Raw genomic sequence first — 17,492 nt, 5'->3', positions numbered from 1 at the left:
GCAGCCGGTGCCGGAGTGCTCGGGGTCTGCGCAGCCGGGGGCGGGGTCGCCGAGGGCTGGGCGGCCGGGGTCTGCGCTGCCGGGGTCTGAGTAGCCGGGGGCGGCGTGTTCGTGGGCTGGGTCGCCGGGGGCGGCGTGGGCTGGCTCTGGGCAGACGGGTGCTGCGGAGCCGGGGTCGGGGTGCTCTGGGGCTGCGCGGGCGGCGCGCTGACCTGCTGCGGCGCGACCGGCGGCGCGCCGACCGGGCCCGCCTTCGGCTGGGTGGCCGCGGGCGGGGTGTTGGGCGACTGCTGGGTGTTGGGCGACTGGGTGCTGGGGGGCTGCGTGCTCGGCGACTGGGCGCCGGGCGGCTGCGTGGTCGCCCCGGGGGTGGTCGTCGGGGGCGGCGTCGGGGTGCTCGTGGTGGGGGCGCTCGTGCTCGGCGTGCTCGGCGTGCTCGCCGGGGGTGGCGTCGCCGGGGTGGAGGCGCCCGCCGTGCTCGGGGCCGAGGGCGGAGCCGGAGGGGCGGCCGGGGGCGTCGTGGACGTCGGCGGCGTGACCTGCGGGGTGTTCGGGGCGACCGGCGGGGGCGTCGACGCCGCTGCGGGCGGCACGTTCAGACCGCCCCTGTTGCCCTGCGCGGACGGGGACGGCGTGCCCTGCTGGTTCGTCGTCGGGGTGTTCTGCGCGTTCGGCGCAGGGGCGCTCGGCGAGGTGACACCGGGCGTCGGGCTGGCCGGGGACGGCGTGCTCGGCGACTGGGTGGCCTGCGGCGTGCTCGGCGACTGGCTCGCCGGGGGTGGCGTGCTGGGCGACTGGGTGCTCGGCGTGGAGGCGCCGGGCGTCGGGCTTGCCGGGGACGGCGTGCCCGGAGTGGAGCTTGCCGGGGGCGGCGTGCTCGGGGTCGAGGTGCTCGGGGCCGGGGTGCTCGGCTGCGAGGACACCGGGGCCGGGGACGGCGTGCTCGGCTGCGCGGGCGGCGTGCTCGGGGTGGTGGCCGGAGGCGTGAAACCACCCCGGTTGCCCTGCGCGCCAGGGGACTGCGCGCCAGGGGACTGCGCGCCAGGGGACTGCGCGCCCGGCGCGGTCGCGCTGGGCTGGTTCGTGGGCTGCGGGGTGGGCGTGTTCACCGCGCCGGACGGCGGCGGCGGGGTGCCCAGACCGCCTCGGTTGCCCGCGCTGCCCGCCGGGGGCGGGGTGGTCGGGGAGCCGGGGGCGGACATCGTCGGAGACGTCGACGGGGGCGTGGTCGCCAGCGGGGGCGGCACGTTCAGGCCGCCTCGGTTGCCCTGCGCGCCGGGCGGGGTGGCCCCGGTGCTCGGGGCGGGCGCGTTCGCGCCGGGCGGGGGCGTCGTGGTCGGGGGCAGGCCGAGGCCGCCCCGGTTCGCGGGAGCGGCCGGCGCGTTCGGGCCGGGCGTGGTCGTGCTGGGTGCGCCGGTCGCGGGGGGCCCGGTCGGCGAGGTGGCGGTGGGGGTCCTCGGGGTCGGGGTCGGGGCCGCGCCCGGCGTGGACGGGCCGGACGTCGGGGCCGACTTCACCGTGCCGTCGCCCACCGGGGGCTTGGGCGCGTCGAACACGCCCTTCGGCGTGCTCGGACCGCCGAACTTCGAACCGCCGCCCGTCGTCGCGGCCGGGGGGACCGCGCCACCCGCCGCGGGCGGGGGCGCCATGCCGCCCGCCATCGGGGGCGTCGTGCCCGGCGCGGACGGGGCGCCGGGGCGGCCACCGGGCTGCGCCGTCTGGGACGACGGGGGCGTCGCGCCCTGCGTCGGACCGGAGGTGCTCGGCGCCTGCGCGTTGGGCACCGGACCGCCGGTCGTCGGCGGGGTGCTGGGCATCGCGGTCGGGATCTTCGGCGCGCCACCGGGAGCGGCACCCGGCGTCGAACCGGGCGGCGTCGAACCGGGCGGCGTCGAACCGCCGGTCACCGGCGGGGTGCTCGGCGTCGCCGTGGGCACCTTCGGCGTCGGGGTCGGCGCGGCGGCGGGGGTGGACGAGTTGGGCGCGGGCGCGTTCTTGATCGTCCCGTCGCCGCCCACCGGCGGCTTCGAGGTGTCGAAGACGCCCTTCGGCGTCCCCGGCGTCACGTACTTCGACCCGCCCCGGTCACCACCCGCGCCCGGCACCCCACCGGCGCCTGCGGCGGGCGCGCCCGCCATGCCGCCCGCGGGCGTGCCCATCCCGCCCGCGCCCGTGGTGGGCCGGGCCGTCGTGGGCGTCCCGGTCTGCGACGTCGGCGAGGTGACCGACGGCGACCCGGTGACCGGTCCGGGGGTCGACCCGGTCGGCGACGAGCCGGTGGGCGTGGCGGTCGGGACGCCGCCGAACGAGCCCGCGCTCGGCGTCGGGATCTTCGGCGTCCCGCCGCCGCCCGTGGTGGGCGACGCGGAGGGCTTGGCCGTCGGCACGTCCGTGCCCGCCTTGGGCGCGGACGAGATGGTGCCGTTGCTGCCGACCGGCGACTTGCCCGCGTCGAACACGCCCTTGGGCGTGCTCGGCGTGACGTACTTGGACCCGCCCCGGTCGCCGCCACCCGCCGTCGCGGGCGATCCCGCGGGCGAGATCGGCGGAACGCCGCCGAGGCCGGGAGTCGCACCCCGGCCACCGGTCGACCCGGTCGGGGAGGACGGCGTCGAGACCGCGCCGCCCGTGCTCGTGCTGCCGCGCACCCCGGTGGACGGCCCCTGCGCGCCACCGGTGGGCGGCGTGTACCCGCCGACCGAGGGCCCGCCGACCGCGCCCGCCTTCGGCACGCTGCCCACACCACCGGTCGACCCCTTCGGCGAGGTCACCGGGCTGACCGAAGGTCCGCCGACGGCTCCGGCCTTGGGCACGGTGGTCCCGCCGGTCGCGCCCTTGGGCGCGGTAACCGGCCCCACCGCGGGCCCACCGACGGCTCCGGCCTTGGGCACGGTGGTCCCGCCGGTAGCGCCCTTGGGCGCGGTAACCGGCCCCACCGCGGGCCCGCCGACGGTCCCGGCCTTGGGCACAGTGGTCCCGCCGGTAGCGCCCTTGGGCGACGTGATGGGTCCCACCGCGGGTCCCCCAACGGTTCCCGCCTTGGGCACGGTGGCCCCGCCGGTAGCACCCTTGGGCGCGGTAACCGGCCCCACTGCGGGCCCACCGACGGTCCCGGCCTTGGGCACGGTGGTCCCGCCGGTAGCGCCCTTGGGCGAGGTGATCGGCCCCACCGCGGGCCCGCCAACGGTCCCGGCCTTGGGCACGGTGGTCCCGCCGGTAGCGCCCTTCGGCGAGGTGATCGGCCCCACCGCGGGCCCACCGACGGTCCCGGCCTTGGGCACGGTGGTCCCGCCGGTAGCGCCCTTCGGCGAGGTGATCGGCCCCACCGCAGGCCCACCAACCGTTCCCGCCTTCGGCGTGGCCCCACCAGTCGCACCCTTGGGCGCGGTCACCGGCCCCACCGCGGGCCCGCCAACGGTCCCGGCCTTCGGCGTGGCCCCACCCGTGGCGCCCTTGGGCGCCGTGATGGGCCCCACCGCGGGCCCCCCAACGGTTCCAGCCTTCGGCGTGGCCCCACCGGTAGCGCCCTTGGGCGCGGTCACCGGCCCCACCGCGGGCCCACCGGTGGCCCCCTTGGACCCGATCGGCCCGTTGCCGGTGGCCCCCGGCACGTTCGTCGGCGCCTTGACCTGGGCCCCACCGGGCCCCTTGGTCCCCAGCGCCCCACCCGTCGTCGCACCGGGCACGTTGGTGGTCTGGCTGGTCTTCGGACCCTGCGGCCCGGTCGTCCCGATCTGCCCGGACGTCGACGCGCCCGGCACGTTCGTGGCCTGGTTGGTCTTCGGCCCCTGCGAGGACGGCGCCCCGATGAGCCCGCCCGCCGCGCCCGCGGGCTTCTGCGCGCCCGAATCCGGGTTGATCTTGGTGAACTGGTCGCGCGCGAACTGGTCGTTCTGGAAGTGCGTCTCGCGGGTGGCCCTGATCCCCTCCTGGACCTTGCCCATGGTCGTCGCGGCGTTGTTCGCCTGCTCGACGGCCTTCACGTTCGACGCGTTCAGCGCCGGGACCGCCACGATGCCGAGCGGGCCCAGCGCGTTCCCGCCGAGCTGCAACCCGCGCAGCCCGCCGGTGATGGCGGCCAGCCGCGACTGGAGGTCGCCCGCCTTGGACTGCAACCCCTGCATGGAGGAGTCGTTCATGGAGAAGCCCGAGTTGCCGGTCGGGCCACCGCCCGAGGACCCCGGTGACGGCGTCGAGCCACCGCCACCCGAGGGGTTCGGGTTCGAACCACCGGGGTTCGGGCTCGAACTGCCGGGGTCCGCTCCGCCGCCGAACTTCGCCATGAACGACTGTCTCCGCTGCTGCTAGTGGTTGTCCGTGCGCACGGGCCGGATCAGGTGGTGACCTGGGCGCTGCCGCCCTTCGGCGACCCCTGGCCCTCACCGCCGCCCCCGCCGGACGGGTACTTCTTCTCGAACTCGGTGAAGCTCTGCTCCGCCGCCGTGCCCGCCGACTTGGCGTCGTTCGCCGCGGTCTCGGCCTTCTTGCCCGCCGCCTCGGCCGCCTGGCTCGCCCGGTCGGCCGCCGCGATGTCCGCGTCGCTGCCCGAGGCGTACGCCTTGGCGTTGGCCTCGGCCGCCTCCGCGTTCGCCCTGGCCGCCTCGAGGCTGGCCTTCTCGTAGGCGGCGTTGGCCTGCTTCGCGGCGTCGTTCTTGGACGTCAGCTCGGTCTCGGCCTTGTCCCGCGCCTCGTCGCCGCTCGGGTTGTTCTTCTTGTACTCGTTGTACGCGTCCTTCGCGGCCTGGTCCGCGGGCTTCGCGTCGTCGAGCGCCTTCTGGCTCTTCTCGGCCGCGTCCGCGACGTTCCTGGCCTCCTCGGCCGCCTTGTCGGCGGCGCGGGCGGCGTCGGCGCGGGCCGAGTCGGCCTCGGACTTGGCGCTGTCGTACTTGGCCATGGCGGCGTCGTAACCGGCCTGGTCGCCGCGCGCGCTGGCCGCGTTGGCCTCGTCGATCGCCGACTGGACCCTGGTGTTGGCGTCGCCCGCCTTCTTCGAGGCGGTGTTCAGCTCCTCGTTGGCCTTCGACGCGGACTCGGAGGCCTTGGTCTCGGCCTCCTTGTACTCGGCGTACTTGTCGTTGGCGGCCTTGGCCTTGTCGCTGGCCTCCGTGACCTTCTTGCCCTCTTCGGTCTGCTTGTCCTTGACCGCGTCCTCTTCGAGGGCCTTGTCGATGTGCCGGTCGACGCCCTTCTGCGCCTTCCAGGCCTCGTAGCTGACCTCGGCGACGTCGGCGACGTTCTCGAACCGCTTCCAGTTCTTGCCGATGCCGTCGGTGATCTCGTCCAGGTTCTTGATGCGGCTCATCTGGCGCGACAGCGCGGCGGTCAGCTTCGCCAGGCGCGAGGCGATGTTGACGCCCAGCGCGACGGCCTTGCCGATCGCGTACCCGATGAAGCCCGCGATGGACGCGCCGAACGTGAAGAACGCGGCGGCGGCTGCGGCGATCGCGCCCGCCAGCAGCGAGCCCAGGAACTGGGCGATCATGTCGCGGACGATGTCGCGCAGGACCTGCACGAGCATCCCGCAGATCGCGACGATCTTCGCCTTGGTCTCGACCGAGTTGGCCAGCGAGTCCAGCTCGCTGCCGAGCTGCTCCATGTTCTTCTGGAAGCTCTCGGCGGACTGGCCGCTCCAGCCGTCGACGTTGGTCAGGCCCTTGCGGTGGTCCTCCGCCAGGACCCGCATCTCGGCCGCCTGCGCCTTGTGCGCCTCGACGTTCGCGTTGATGTCGTCGGGGTCGCCCATGAGCATGTCCAGGGGCTCGCGCAGGAACACCAGGTGCTCGATGAGCCAGCCGATGCCCGCGCCCAGGATCGTGCCGAACGGGTCGACGGCCAGCATCGCCAGCGACGACGCCGCGCCGATGGCGGCGAAGGTGATGTCGAGGACGTGCTCGGTCTCGGTCTCGGCCTCCTTGCCCACCGAGTCGATCAGCTCGTCGAACGCCGAGATGAAGAGGGAGCCCTTGAGCTCGTTCTCCTCGGTGATGTTCATGACTTCCACGGCTCAGGCCCTCCTGCTCACCACGGCTGTTGCGGTCACCACGGTCGCTGCGCTGCTCACCACGGCTGGTTCTCGTCGTCGTCCTCGGCGGGCCGCCGCGCCGCCGGTCGCGCCGCGGGAGCGGGGCGCTGCTGCGCGTACGGGGGGACCGGCGGCTGCTGGGGGGCCTGGGGCCGCTGGGGCTCGGGCTCCGGCTCCGCGTAGTCGTCCCGCTCGTCCTCGTCCGCGCCGGGGCCGTCGTCGGGGATGGAGTCCCTGACGAACTGCATCGCCTCGGTGCCCTCGCCGAGCGGCGCGAAGGCCTCCATGACCTTCGTGGCCGCCTGCTTCTGCGCGGTCCGCGCGGTCTCCATGATCAGCGCGGTGAGTCGGGCGGCGCCCAGCTCGGTCGCGCGGTGGCCGAGCTCCAGGTTCTGCAGGCCCCCGTTCGGGCCCACGGTCACCTTCACCGCGCCGTCGCGGCTGGTCACGGTCGCGCTCGCCGCCGCGTAGTTCTCCTGGAGGTCAGCCGACTTCTGCTGCAGATCGGCCAGCTTGGCCTCGAAGTTGCCAAGCCACTGCTGGGGGTCCAACGCCAACCTCCTGGGGGGATACCGGTGCAGACTGGACTGAACCCCAGCCCGCCAACGCGGATCCAACGTGCCACCAACGGGCTAACCACCGCCACCCAGGGGTCGGCTCACCCGGACGGACCAGCGGATGCGGGCGGTGATGGCCCACCCGGCGCAACTCGCCCGGACGGGGGTTCCGGCGGCGGGCGCCGGGGCCGCCGCGACCGGTTCTCGAGACCCCGTCGGGACGCCCGGAGCAGGGTGTTCTGTCAACCGTTGACCGAAGGAAGGCTGGGACCCCGCCGTTGGCCCCAGCCTTCCCGAGTGTTTTACGGGTGTTCGTCCACCGTGGTTCAAAGCTCACCCTGAGTAGTTGTTGATCACCGAACGGGGCGAGATTGTTACGTCGAGTGGCGGTAGTGGGTCGAGGCACCAACGATTAGGTCACGGCGGGCCTGCGCGTGCGCGATCGTCATTACCACGGGGTACGGTCCACCACTCGGAGCCCGACCGCTGCGAGTCGGGAGTTGTCTGCTCGACAGAGCAGGGAGGGAGACGAGCAGTGCGTCGTCAACTGCGCGGCTTTGCGGTCACCGCTGTCGCGTTGACCAGCGTCCTGTCCATGGCGGCGTGCGCCAAGGACACCGGTTCCACGGGTGGCGGGTCCACCAGCGCGGCCGGTGAGGGCTGCAAGTTCGCCGAGAAGCCCCCGGCCGCCGCCGCCACGTCTTCCACGAGCGCCTCCACCACCGAGAAGGTGGACGGCAGCGCGCTCAAGGTCGGCCTCGCGTACGACATCGGCGGGCGCGGTGACGCGTCGTTCAACGACGCCGCCGCCGCGGGCCTGGACAAGGCGAAGGCCGACCTCGGCCTGAAGGACGTCAAGGAGCTGACCGCGGCCCCGAACGAGGCCGAGGACGCCAAGGTCACCCGCCTGCGCCAGATGGCCAGCGAGGGCTTCAACGTCATCGTCACGGTCGGCTTCGCCTACGCGGAGTCGCTCAAGACGGTCGCGCCGGAGTTCCCGAACGTCAAGTTCTCGATCGTCGACGGCAGCGTCGAGGGCGCGTCCAACGTGACCCCGCTGGTGTTCGCCGAGGAGCAGGGCTCGTTCCTGGCGGGCGTCATCGCCGCCTACCAGAGCGCCAAGTGCCACGTCGGCTTCGTCGGCGGCGTCGAGACCCCGCTGATCGGCAAGTTCGAGGCCGGTTACCTCCAGGGCGCCAAGGCCGCCGCGCCGGACGTCAAGATCGAGAAGAAGTACCTGACCCCGGCGGGCGACTTCACCGGCTTCCAGGACCCGGCCAAGGGCCAGGTCGCGGCGCAGGGCCAGATCGACGCGGGCGCGGACGTGCTCTACCACGCCGCGGGCGCCTCGGGCAAGGGCGTCTTCTCCGCCGCCAAGGCCGCGAACGTCAAGGCCATCGGCGTCGACTCCGACCAGTACAACCAGACCACCGTCGCGGAGAGCAAGGACGTCATCGTCTCCTCGATGATCAAGCGCGTCGACGTGGCGGTGTACGACTTCATCAAGGCGTCGGCCAAGAACGACCTGGCCTCCCTGCCGAAGGTCTTCGACCTCAAGTCGGACGGCGTCGGCTACTCCACCTCGGGCGGCAAGATCGACGCCGACCTCCAGGCGGTCCTCGAGGGCTACAAGGCCCAGATCATCGAGGGCAAGATCACCGTCTCGGACCAGCCCACCAGCTGATCCGAACCGACCGCGCCGGGCCCCGCGAATCGATCTTCGCGGGGCCTGGCGCGTGGTTGAGGGAGCCTCCATGAGCAAACCGACCCCTGCTGTCGTCCTGTCGGGGATCACCAAGCGCTTCCCCGGCGTCGTGGCGAACAGCGACGTCCACCTGAGCGTCGCCCAGGGCGAGGTGCACGCGCTGTGCGGTGAGAACGGCGCGGGCAAGTCCACCCTGATGAAGATCCTGTACGGGATGCAGCAGCCCGACGAGGGCACCATCGAGGTCAACGGCGAGCAGGTGCGGTTCCGCAGCCCCGCCGAGGCCATCAAGGTCGGCATCGGCATGGTGCACCAGCACTTCATGCTCGCCGACAACCTGACCGTGCAGGAGAACGTGGTCCTCGGCGCGGAAGCGCTGCACGGCATCGGCGCCAGGGCGCGCAAGCGCATCCTCGAACTGGCGGGCCAGACCGGCCTGTCCGTCGACCCCGGCGTCCTCGTGGAGCGGCTGGGCGTCGCGGACCGGCAGCGGGTCGAGATCCTCAAGGTCCTCTACCGGGGCGCCAAGGTCATCATCCTCGACGAGCCGACCGCCGTCCTCGTGCCGCAGGAGGTGAACGAGCTGTTCGACACCCTCCGGGGGATGCGCGAGCAGGGCTACACCTTCCTGTTCATCTCGCACAAGCTGGACGAGGTCCGCTCGATCGCCGACTCGGTCACCGTCATCCGGCGCGGCACCACCGTCGGCACCGCCGACCCGAGGACCACCAGCTCCCGGCAGCTCGCCGAGATGATGGTCGGCTCCGAGCTGCCCAGCCCGGAGACCCGCGAGTCCACCGTGACCGACCGCGCCGTGCTGGTCGTGGACGACCTCGGCCTGGTCGCGGAGGAGGGCGCCCGACCGGTGCTCGACCACATCGACCTCACCGTGCACGCGGGCGAGATCGTCGGCATCGCGGGCGTCGAGGGCAACGGTCAGACCGAGCTGGTCGAGACCATCATGGGGATGCGCAAGGCCCACCACGGCTCCGTCCGGCTGGGCGAGCGCGACATCACCAAGCTCGGCACGCTCGCCCGCCGCGAGGCGGGCATCGGCTACGTGCCCGAGGACCGGCACCGGCAGGGCCTGCTCCTGGAGGAGCCCCTCTGGGCCAACCGCATCCTCGGCCACCAGACCCGCAAGCCCGCCGCGCGCGGGCCGTGGCTGGACATCGCGGGCGCGAAGAAGGACACCCAGCGCATCGTCGACGAGTTCGACGTGCGCACCCCCGGCATCGAGGTGGCGGCCGTCGCGCTGTCCGGCGGCAACCAGCAGAAGCTGGTCGTCGGCCGCGAGCTGTCCGGCGACCCCGTGCTGCTGATCGCCTCGCACCCCACGCGCGGCGTCGACGTCGGCGCGCAGGCCCTGATCTGGGACCAGATCAAGCAGGCCCGCGCCAACGGCCTGGCCGTGCTGCTCATCTCCGCGGACCTGGACGAGCTGATCGGCCTCTCGGACACGATCAAGGTCATGCTGCGCGGCAGGCTCGTCGCCGACGCCGACCCGAGCGCCGTCACCCCTGAGGACCTCGGAAGCGCCATGACCGGCGCGGGCGCGACCAGCTCGGCGGTCGCGGAAGTGGAAGGCGAGTAATGGGAATCTTGCGCGGCAAGCTGCTGCCGCCCGCACTGGCGATCCTGTTCTCCGCCCTGCTGTGCGGGATCGCGCTGCTCATCTCGGGCGCCAACCCGCTGCGGGCGTTCGGGGCCATGGTCCTGCAGGTCGGCGAGGGCACCACCGCCGTCGACATCGTCAACAGCACCAGCACGTACTACATCGCGGCGCTGGCCGTGGCGGTCGGGTTCCAGATGAACCTGTTCAACATCGGCGTCGAGGGCCAGTACCGGGTCGCGGCGGTCGTCGCCGCGGTCGTCGGCGGATCCATCGCGCTGCCGACCGGCGTGCACACCCTGGTGATCATCCTGACCGCCGCCGTCGCGGGCGCCGCCTGGGCCGCCATCCCGGCGGTCCTGAAGGTGACGCGGGGCGTCAACGAGGTCATCTCCACGATCATGATGAACGGGCTCGCCATGGGCGTGTCCGCGTACCTGATCAGCCGCGACATGTTCGGTGAGCTGCGCGGCAACAACATCCGCACCCCGGAGATCCCGGAGACCGGCTGGGTCCCCGGCATCGACCTCGGCGGCGCGGGCACGGTGTACGGCCTGGTCGTGCTGGCGATCGCGCTCGGCGTCGGCTACTGGGTGATGATGAACCGCACCCGGTTCGGCTTCGAGCTGCGCGCCTCCGGCCAGTCGGCGACCGCCGCCGCGGCGGGCGGCGTGAACGCCAAGCGCATGGTGCTGATCGCCATGCTCATGTCCGGCGCGATCGCGGGCCTGGTCTCCATGCCGGAGATCCTGGGCCGCAACCACACCTTCGACCTGAACTTCCCGGCGGGCATCGGCTTCACCGGCATCGCCATCGCGCTGCTCGGCCGCAACCACCCCGGCGGCATCGCGCTCGGCGCGCTGCTGTGGGCGTTCCTGGACAAGGCCGGCCTCGCGCTGGACAACCAGGGCGTGCCGAGGGAGATCGTGACGATCATGCAGGGCTCGATCGTGCTGTCGGTCGTCGTGGCCTACGAGGTGGTCCGCCGGTTCGAGGTGGCGGCCCAGCAGCGTCGGGTCGGGCAGCAGCTGGGAACCGTGGAGGCGTCGTCGTGAGCACTTCGTTGATGAACCCCTCCGAGGCCCCCAGCACCGTCCCGCCGCCCCGCAAGGCGCGCAAGCTCCCCGGTTGGGCGGTCGGCCTGCTGGCCGTGGTCGGCGCGATCGCGCTGCTCGCCACGACCTCGTACCTGACCGGCGTCGCCCAGCTCACCTCGGCGGGCACCATCCAGACCGCCGTCGGCCTGGCGCTGCCGATCCTGCTCGCGGGCCTCGGCGGCCTGTGGGCCGAGCGCGCGGGCGTGGTCAACATCGGCCTCGAGGGCATGATGATCCTGGGCACCTGGGGCGCGGCGTGGGCGGGCTACCAGTGGGGCCCGTGGCCCGCGCTGATCGCCGCGATCGTGTTCGGCGCCCTCGGCGGCCTGCTGCACGCGATCGCCACGGTCACCTTCGGCGTGAACCACATCGTGTCCGGCGTGGCGATCAACCTGCTCGGCGCGGGCGTCACCAAGTACCTGTCGACGCTGCTGTTCGAGCCGGTGTCCAACAACCCGCGCGAGTCCCCGGCGGTGCCGAAGTTCGACACCTACTCGGCGGCGGGCCTGACCGACTGGCTGGCCGAGCTGGAGCAGCAGCAGCGGGTGGGCGTCTCGGACGTCGCGGGCATCCTGCGCGGCCTGCTCACCGGCGTCTCCCCGCTGGTGATGATCGCCGCCGCGCTCGTGGTGGCCAGCTACCTGATCCTGTGGAAGACCCGCTTCGGCCTGCGGCTGCGGTCGGTCGGCGAGAACCCGGTGGCCTCCGAGTCGCTCGGCGTCAACGTGTACCTGTACAAGTACGCGGCCGTGCTGATCTCCGGCGCGCTGGCGGGCATCGCGGGCGCGACCCTGGTGCTCAACCCCGGCCAGCCCGGCTACCTGGAGGGCCAGACCAACGGGCGCGGCTACATCGGCCTCGCCGCGATGATCTTCGGCAACTGGCGGCCCGGCGGCCTGCTCGGCGGCGCGGCCCTGTTCGGCTACGCCGACGGCCTCCAGCTGCGCAGCGGCGGCGCCACGTTCATGTCGCTGATCTACGGCTCGGTGCTGCTGGTCGGCGCGGTCGTGATCTGGCAGCTGTGGAAGCGGCGGTGGATCGCGGCGCTCGGCGGCGCGGTCGCGGCCGTGGCGCTGTACGCGATCTACTTCAGCGTGGAGGAGGTGCCCAGCCAGCTCACCACGTACGCGCCGCACCTGGTGACCCTCGTGGTGCTGGCCGTGGCGTCCCAGCGGTTGCGGATGCCCGCGGCCGATGGTGAGGTCTACCGCCGTGGGTGATTCCTCCGGCACAAGCAGCCAAGAGGGCACGAGCGCGGGCGGGGACGCGGTCCAGGTCGACTGGACCGCGCTCCGCGCCGCCGCCCTCCAGGCCGCCCAGCTGGCCTACTGCCCGTACTCCGGGCTCAAGGTCGGCTCGGCGGCCCTGTGCGACGACGGCCGCGTGGTCGTCGGCTGCAACGTCGAGAACGCCTCCTACGGGCTCGGCCTGTGCGCCGAGTGCGCGATGGCCGGGCAGCTGCGGCTGACCGGCGGTGGCCGCTTCGTCGCGGTGACCTGCAGCGACGGCGACGGCCAGCTGCTGATGCCCTGCGGTCGCTGCCGCCAGGTGCTGTACGAGCTGGGCGGTGCGGACTGCCTGGTGGACACCCCGTCCGGCGTGCTGCCGATGAGCGCCGTGCTGCCGGACGCCTTCGGACCGGAGGACCTGCCGTGAGCCACACCGCTGTCGACGTCATCAGGGCGAAGCGCGACGGGCTCCGGCTCACCGACGGCCAGGTCGACTGGGTCGTCGACGCCTACACCAGGGGCGAGGTCGCCGACGAGCAGATGTCCGCGCTCGCCATGGCGATCTTCCTCAACGGCATGGACGCCGCCGAGACGGCCCGCTGGACCAGGGCCATGATCGCGTCCGGCGACGTGCTGGACCTGCGGGTCGACCGCCCCACGGTGGACAAGCACTCCACCGGCGGCGTCGGCGACAAGATCACCCTCCCGCTGGCCCCGCTGGTCGCCGCGTGCGGCGCGGCGGTGCCCCAGCTGTCCGGCAGGGGCCTCGGGCACACCGGCGGCACCCTGGACAAGCTGGAGTCCATCCCCGGCTGGCGGGCGCAGCTGTCCCTGGACGAGATCACCGCCCAGCTGGGCTCGGTCGGCGCCGTGGTCTGCGCGGCCACCACCGGCCTGGCCCCGGCGGACCGCAAGCTGTACGCGCTCAGGGACGTCACCGGCACGGTCGAGGCGATCCCGCTGATCGCCAGCTCGATCATGTCGAAGAAGATCGCCGAGGGCGCGGACGCGCTGGTGCTGGACGTGAAGGTCGGCTCCGGGGCGTTCATGAAGACCGAGGAGCGGGCGCGGGCCCTCGCGCGGGCGCTGGTGGACATCGGCGTGGACCACGGCCGCAAGGTCACCGCGCTGCTCACCGACATGTCGGTGCCGCTGGGCGCGGCGGTCGGCAACGCGATCGAGGTCGCCGAGTCGGTGGACGTGCTGCGCGGCGGCGGCCCCGAGGACGTGGTGGAGCTGACCGTGGCCCTGGCCCGCGAGATGCTGGCGCTGGCGGGGATCGACGTGGACCCGGCGCGCGTGCTGGCGTCCGGCGAGGCGTACGAGACGTGGGCCCGGATGATCAGGGCCCAGGGCGGCGATCCGGAGGCGGAGCTGCCGGTCGCGAAGCACACGCGGGTGCTGGAGGCCGCCGAGGACGGCGTGCTGACCGGGCTGGACGCGTACGCGGTCGGCGTCGCGGCCTGGCGGCTCGGCGCGGGCCGGGCCCGCAAGGAGGACCCGGTGCAGGCCGGGGCCGGGGTGCGGTGCCTGGTGAAGCCGGGTGCGAGCGTGAGCGCCGGGCAGCCGATCGCGGAGCTGCACACGGACACGCCGGAGGCGTTCGACGCGGCGTTCGAGACGCTGCGCGCGGGCGTGGAGCTGAACGGGGAGGTCACCGAGCGCTCGGCGCTGGTGATCGACACCATTCGCGGCTGAGAGCGGGACGAGCGGAAGGGGCGCGGCCGGGTGGCCGCGCCCCTTCGGCGTTCCGGGATCAGCAGTTGTCGATGTACAGCACCGGGCTCCAGCCGACGCCGCTCGCCTGCTGCGAGTCCGCCGGGGGCATGTGCCAGGGGCCCTCGCCGGTCGTGAAGTAGAGCCAGGGCCTGGTGCCGGTGGTCTGGTTGTTGTGCCAGGACCCCGTCGTGTACCACGGGATGTAGTAGTCACCGCAGGCGTACATCCCGATGTTGTCGCCGCTGAACCACTGGTCCCGGTACGCGCAGAACCAGCCGTACCGCGCCCAGTTCCCGCTGCACTGGGCCGCGTTGTTGACGTTCGCGGTGACCTCGCCGAGGACCCTCGGCTGGTCCTCGCCGGGCACCGTCACGTTCAGCACCGCGCCCCCGAGCTCGATCTGGTTGGGCGCGACCTGCTTGCCCCGGTCACCCAGCTCCCGCAGGTAGCCGTCGACCTTGTCCTGCAACCCCTCGACCTGCGCCGCCGTCAACCCGGCCGCGCGGGCCTGCGCGGTGAACGAGCGCTCCCCGGACGCGCTCGCCGTGCCGCCCAGCAGCAGCGACACCACAGCCGCCGCCACCGCTCCCAGTGCGATGAGCCTGCCGCTCCTCCGAACCACGGTTCCCCCTGGTGGATCGCGCGGGGCGGTCGTGGAACCGGACGCCCCGCGATCGGCGCCCGCCGGACTCCCCGGTCCCGCGGGCACCCCCGACGCTAGCCGCGCCCCGCCCGCCCGCCCCTGCCTTTCGACGGTGCTCGAAGCACTGCGGGAACGCGCACCCCTGCGCCGCGTTCCCGCCCCGCGCCCCGGTCGCCTTGGGACGCGAAAGGGCCCGACCCCCGTGGGGGCCGGGCCCTTCGAGCACTCGCGCCGCGCTGGAGTCTCCCCGACCAGCGGGCGCCCGCGGTCAGGCGCTCAAGTCCACCTGTCCGGCTCGCCGCCGTCCGTCCAGCCGCCGCTCAGGCGCCCTGGGCGTCCAGGTCGTCGTCGTCCCGCAGCTCGCCGTTCTTCGGCCCGTTCTTCCGCACCCGCCGCTGCGGCCGGGGAAGGGCGGTGGGGGGCGGGGGAGCGGAGGACGGGCCGCCGCCGAGGATCAGCTCCGCGAAGGTCGCCATCGCCTCGTCCAGCTGGCCGCCGATGCGCAGCTCGGACTCCTTGTTGCTGCGGTTGACCATCGAGGTGAGCGAGTCCGCGTCGGGGCGCTCGGAGATCTTGCCCTCGACCTTCGCCATGCTCGACTCGACCACGCCCGACAGCTCGCTGAGCCGCGTCGCGAAGTCGTCCTCCACCGCGTCGAGCCTGGTGGTCATGGTGTCCAGGCGCGAGGTGACCTGCTCCAGGCGCTGCGCCAGCGCCTCCAGGCGGTCGGTCGCGTCGACCTGGTCCCTGGTCTCGTCCAGCGCGGCGTGCAGCGCCTCGCGGGCCTCGTCCAGCTTGCCGTGCACGGTGCTGCGGGTGTCCGCGAGCGCCGAGTGCAGGCTGTCGTTGGTCGACGTGAGCGCGGCGTGGAACCCGTCCCTGGTCGAGTTGATGTTGTCGCGCGTCTCGTCCAACCGCCCGTGCAGCGCGCCCGACGTGTCGGACACGGTCCGCTGCAGCGCCTCGCGGGTGCCGTCGAGGTGCTCGTGCACGCCCTCGTCCACCTCGTCGATGCGCGACCGCAGCGCCGCCTCCAGCGACTCGATGCGCTCGCGCAGCGGCGTGGTCACCGCGCCGGGCAGCTGCTCGACCTTGCCGTCCTGCTTGTCCAGGTGGCCGTCGAGGTCGTCCAGCCGCTTGTGGATGTGCGACAGCTTGTCCTCCAGGCCGTCCATCCGGCCCGCGACGCCCTCGAAGCGCCCGGCGACGCCGTCGAGCCTGCCGTCGAGCTGGGCGAACGGCTTGGCGAGCTTGTCGACCAGGCCCTCCACCGCGCGGTTGATGCCCTGCACGGCGGTGTCCTGCGCCTCCAGGCGGGACAGCGCCTCGTCCAGCCGCTCGGCCAGCACGCTGACCTCGGTCCGGTCGGGCAGCTCCGACAGCCGCTTGCGAACGGAACCCAGCGTCTCGAGCGGGGACATCCGCGCGTGGATCTCGTCCAGCGCGTCGAAGATCTGCTGCTGTTCGCTCTCACGGATCTCCGCGGCGCGCGTGAGCATGTTGCGCATCCGATCGAAGGACATCGTGGAGTTGCTGTTCTCGTTCACGGCTGGGTGCCTTCGTCCAGGGGAGGGGAGACGTCCGGGAGCCTAACCGCGTCCACGGGGTGACAGGTACTACCCCCTAGGCGGGATCGCCCATCTTGATCTAGCTTGTAGTCCATCAGTGTGAACTAATCCTGCTGTACCGGCAGGTAACAGCGCTGGCCAAGTCCCTCTGCCGAGGAATCCTGACCCTTGCGGGTGATATGTCGTCACACCCGCGTAGCGCAAAGTTCTGCATCACGACTGAACAACGCGCCACCGGGCCCGGAGGATACGGTGTCGACCATGAATCCCCTCTCGCCGGAAGCGCTCCTGGCCGCCCCCAAGGTCCTGCTGCACGACCACCTCGACGGTGGTCTCCGCCCGCAGACCGTGATCGAGCTGGCCGACGCCTGCGGCCACGAGGGCCTGCCGACCGCCGACCCGGCCGAGCTGGGCGCCTGGTTCCGGGACAACGCCGACTCCGGCTCGCTGGTGCGCTACCTGGAGGGCTTCGCGCACACCTGCGGCGTCATGCAGGACGAGGCCGCCCTGGTCAGGGTCGCCGCCGAGGCCGCGCAGGACCTGGCCGACGACGGCGTCGCCTACGCCGAGGTCCGCTACGCCCCCGAGCTGTTCACCGACCGCGGCCTGCGCCTCGAGCAGGTCGTGGAGGCGGTGAACGAGGGCTTCCGCCAGGGCGAGGCCGCCTCCGGCAACCGGATCAGGGTCAACGCCCTGCTGTGCGCCATGCGCCAGAACGACGGCTGGCAGCGCATCGCCGACCTGGTCGTCCGCTACCGCGACGCGGGCGTCGTCGGCTTCGACATCGCGGGCCCCGAGGCCGGGTTCCCGGCGACCAGGGAGCTGTCCGCGTTCGAGTACCTGCGCGAGCAGAACGCCCACTTCACCGTCCACGCGGGCGAGGCCGACGGCCCGGAGTCCATCCACCGGGCCGTGCAGCGCTGCGGCGCCGAGCGGCTGGGCCACGGCGTCCGGATCATCGAGGACGTCAAGGGCGACGAGGTCGGCCGCCTGGCCGCGTACGTGCGCGACCGCCGCATCGCCCTGGAGATGTGCCCGACCTCGAACGTGCACACCGGCGCGTTCGCCTCCATCGCCGAGCACCCGGTCAAGCGGTTGGCCGACCTCGGCTTCCGCGTCACGCTCAACACCGACAACCGGCTGATGAGCGACTGCTCCCTGACCGGCGAGTTCGCCGCCGTCGTGCGCGAGTTCGACTTCGGCTGGGACGACCTGCGGACCTTCACCACCAACGCCGCCAAGGCCGCCTTCCTGCCCCTCGACGAGCGCCGGGCGCTGATCCGGGACGTCGTCGAGCCCGGCTACGCCGCCCTCAAGGGCTGACCCGGAGCTCCGGCCGC

General features: G+C 73.2%; 12 protein-coding genes. 8 read left to right on the top strand and 4 right to left on the bottom strand.

Features of this window, described 5'->3' with window-relative positions; translation table 11 throughout:
* The first annotated feature begins 105 nt into the window (after nt 1–105).
* Nucleotides 106–4,308 (top strand): hypothetical protein, encoded by a 4,203-nt coding sequence (locus CNX65_RS31675; protein WP_096497015.1) that lies wholly within the window; start codon nt 106–108, stop codon nt 4,306–4,308.
* Nucleotides 4,309–4,333: 25 nt separating this feature from the next.
* Here the strand turns inward: CNX65_RS31675 and CNX65_RS31670 are convergent, their stop codons facing one another.
* Together CNX65_RS31670 and CNX65_RS31665 are read right to left on the bottom strand one after the other, a co-directional pair.
* Nucleotides 4,334–5,992, bottom strand: coding sequence for a hypothetical protein (locus CNX65_RS31670; RefSeq protein ID WP_218182346.1), 1,659 nt, complete (start codon nt 5,990–5,992; stop codon nt 4,334–4,336).
* A gap of 65 nt (nt 5,993–6,057) precedes the next feature.
* Nucleotides 6,058–6,573 carry a YbaB/EbfC family nucleoid-associated protein gene (locus CNX65_RS31665; RefSeq protein ID WP_096497013.1) on the bottom strand — a complete coding sequence of 172 codons (516 nt, stop codon included), beginning with the start codon at nt 6,571–6,573 and terminating at the stop codon, nt 6,058–6,060.
* 553 nt (nt 6,574–7,126) lie between these two features.
* Between CNX65_RS31665 and CNX65_RS31660 the strand changes: the two genes are divergently transcribed.
* The 6 genes from CNX65_RS31660 (at nt 7,127) to CNX65_RS31635 (ending at nt 13,920) form a co-directional block, all read left to right on the top strand.
* A complete protein-coding gene (locus CNX65_RS31660) occupies nt 7,127–8,263 on the top strand; it encodes a BMP family lipoprotein (RefSeq protein WP_177154680.1) in 1,137 nt (378 codons plus the stop codon).
* Between the two features lie 70 nt (nt 8,264–8,333).
* Nucleotides 8,334–9,878, top strand: coding sequence for an ABC transporter ATP-binding protein (locus CNX65_RS31655; protein ID WP_096497011.1), 1,545 nt, complete (start codon nt 8,334–8,336; stop codon nt 9,876–9,878).
* Nucleotides 9,878–10,951 (top strand): ABC transporter permease, encoded by a 1,074-nt coding sequence (locus tag CNX65_RS31650; protein WP_015805136.1) that lies wholly within the window; start codon nt 9,878–9,880, stop codon nt 10,949–10,951. The genes CNX65_RS31655 and CNX65_RS31650 overlap by 1 nt, the downstream gene beginning before the upstream one ends.
* Nucleotides 10,948–12,213: an ABC transporter permease gene (locus CNX65_RS31645; RefSeq protein WP_373565549.1), complete on the top strand. Its 1,266-nt coding sequence runs from the start codon at nt 10,948–10,950 to the stop codon at nt 12,211–12,213. The genes CNX65_RS31650 and CNX65_RS31645 overlap by 4 nt, the downstream gene beginning before the upstream one ends.
* Nucleotides 12,206–12,649, top strand: a complete 444-nt coding sequence (locus tag CNX65_RS31640) for a cytidine deaminase (RefSeq protein ID WP_096497009.1) — start codon at nt 12,206–12,208, stop codon at nt 12,647–12,649. The genes CNX65_RS31645 and CNX65_RS31640 overlap by 8 nt, the downstream gene beginning before the upstream one ends.
* On the top strand, nt 12,646–13,920 hold the full coding sequence (locus tag CNX65_RS31635) for a thymidine phosphorylase (protein WP_096497008.1): 1,275 nt from the start codon (nt 12,646–12,648) through the stop codon (nt 13,918–13,920). Before CNX65_RS31640 ends, CNX65_RS31635 begins: the two co-directional genes overlap by 4 nt.
* Nucleotides 13,921–13,978: 58 nt before the next feature.
* On the opposite strand, the gene CNX65_RS31630 is transcribed toward CNX65_RS31635, so the two are convergent.
* Both CNX65_RS31630 and CNX65_RS31625 read right to left on the bottom strand, forming a co-directional pair.
* The gene (locus CNX65_RS31630; protein ID WP_157767920.1) at nt 13,979–14,563 is read right to left on the bottom strand and encodes a hypothetical protein; all 585 of its coding nucleotides are present in this window, start codon (nt 14,561–14,563) and stop codon (nt 13,979–13,981) included.
* A 341-nt stretch (nt 14,564–14,904) separates the two neighbouring features.
* Nucleotides 14,905–16,092 carry a coiled-coil domain-containing protein gene (locus CNX65_RS31625; RefSeq protein WP_041838571.1) on the bottom strand — a complete coding sequence of 396 codons (1,188 nt, stop codon included), beginning with the start codon at nt 16,090–16,092 and terminating at the stop codon, nt 14,905–14,907.
* Between the two features lie 321 nt (nt 16,093–16,413).
* Here CNX65_RS31625 and CNX65_RS31620 point away from each other — a divergent pair, with 321 nt between their 5' ends.
* Entirely contained in the window at nt 16,414–17,475 is a 1,062-nt protein-coding gene (locus CNX65_RS31620) for an adenosine deaminase (RefSeq protein ID WP_177154676.1), read from the top strand.
* The last annotated feature ends 17 nt before the right edge of the window (nt 17,476–17,492 follow it).

This window comes from Actinosynnema pretiosum (genome assembly GCF_002354875.1).
Lineage (GTDB): Bacteria > Actinomycetota > Actinomycetes > Mycobacteriales > Pseudonocardiaceae > Actinosynnema > Actinosynnema auranticum.
Note: the sequence above shows the minus strand (reverse complement) of the source record. Positions and strands in the feature narration are given on the sequence as shown.

What these genes read in the sequence shown, in the direction of transcription:
- CNX65_RS31650 (WP_015805136.1), top strand. Translation starts at nt 9,878, where the DNA reads ATGGGAATCTTGCGCGGCAAGCTGCTGCCGCCCGCACTGGCGATCCTG.
- CNX65_RS31655 (WP_096497011.1), top strand. Translation starts at nt 8,334, where the DNA reads ATGAGCAAACCGACCCCTGCTGTCGTCCTGTCGGGGATCACCAAGCGC.
- CNX65_RS31625 (WP_041838571.1), bottom strand. Translation starts at nt 16,092, where the DNA reads ATGCGCAACATGCTCACGCGCGCCGCGGAGATCCGTGAGAGCGAACAG.
- CNX65_RS31620 (WP_177154676.1), top strand. Translation starts at nt 16,414, where the DNA reads ATGAATCCCCTCTCGCCGGAAGCGCTCCTGGCCGCCCCCAAGGTCCTG.
- CNX65_RS31670 (WP_218182346.1), bottom strand. Translation starts at nt 5,992, where the DNA reads ATGAACATCACCGAGGAGAACGAGCTCAAGGGCTCCCTCTTCATCTCG.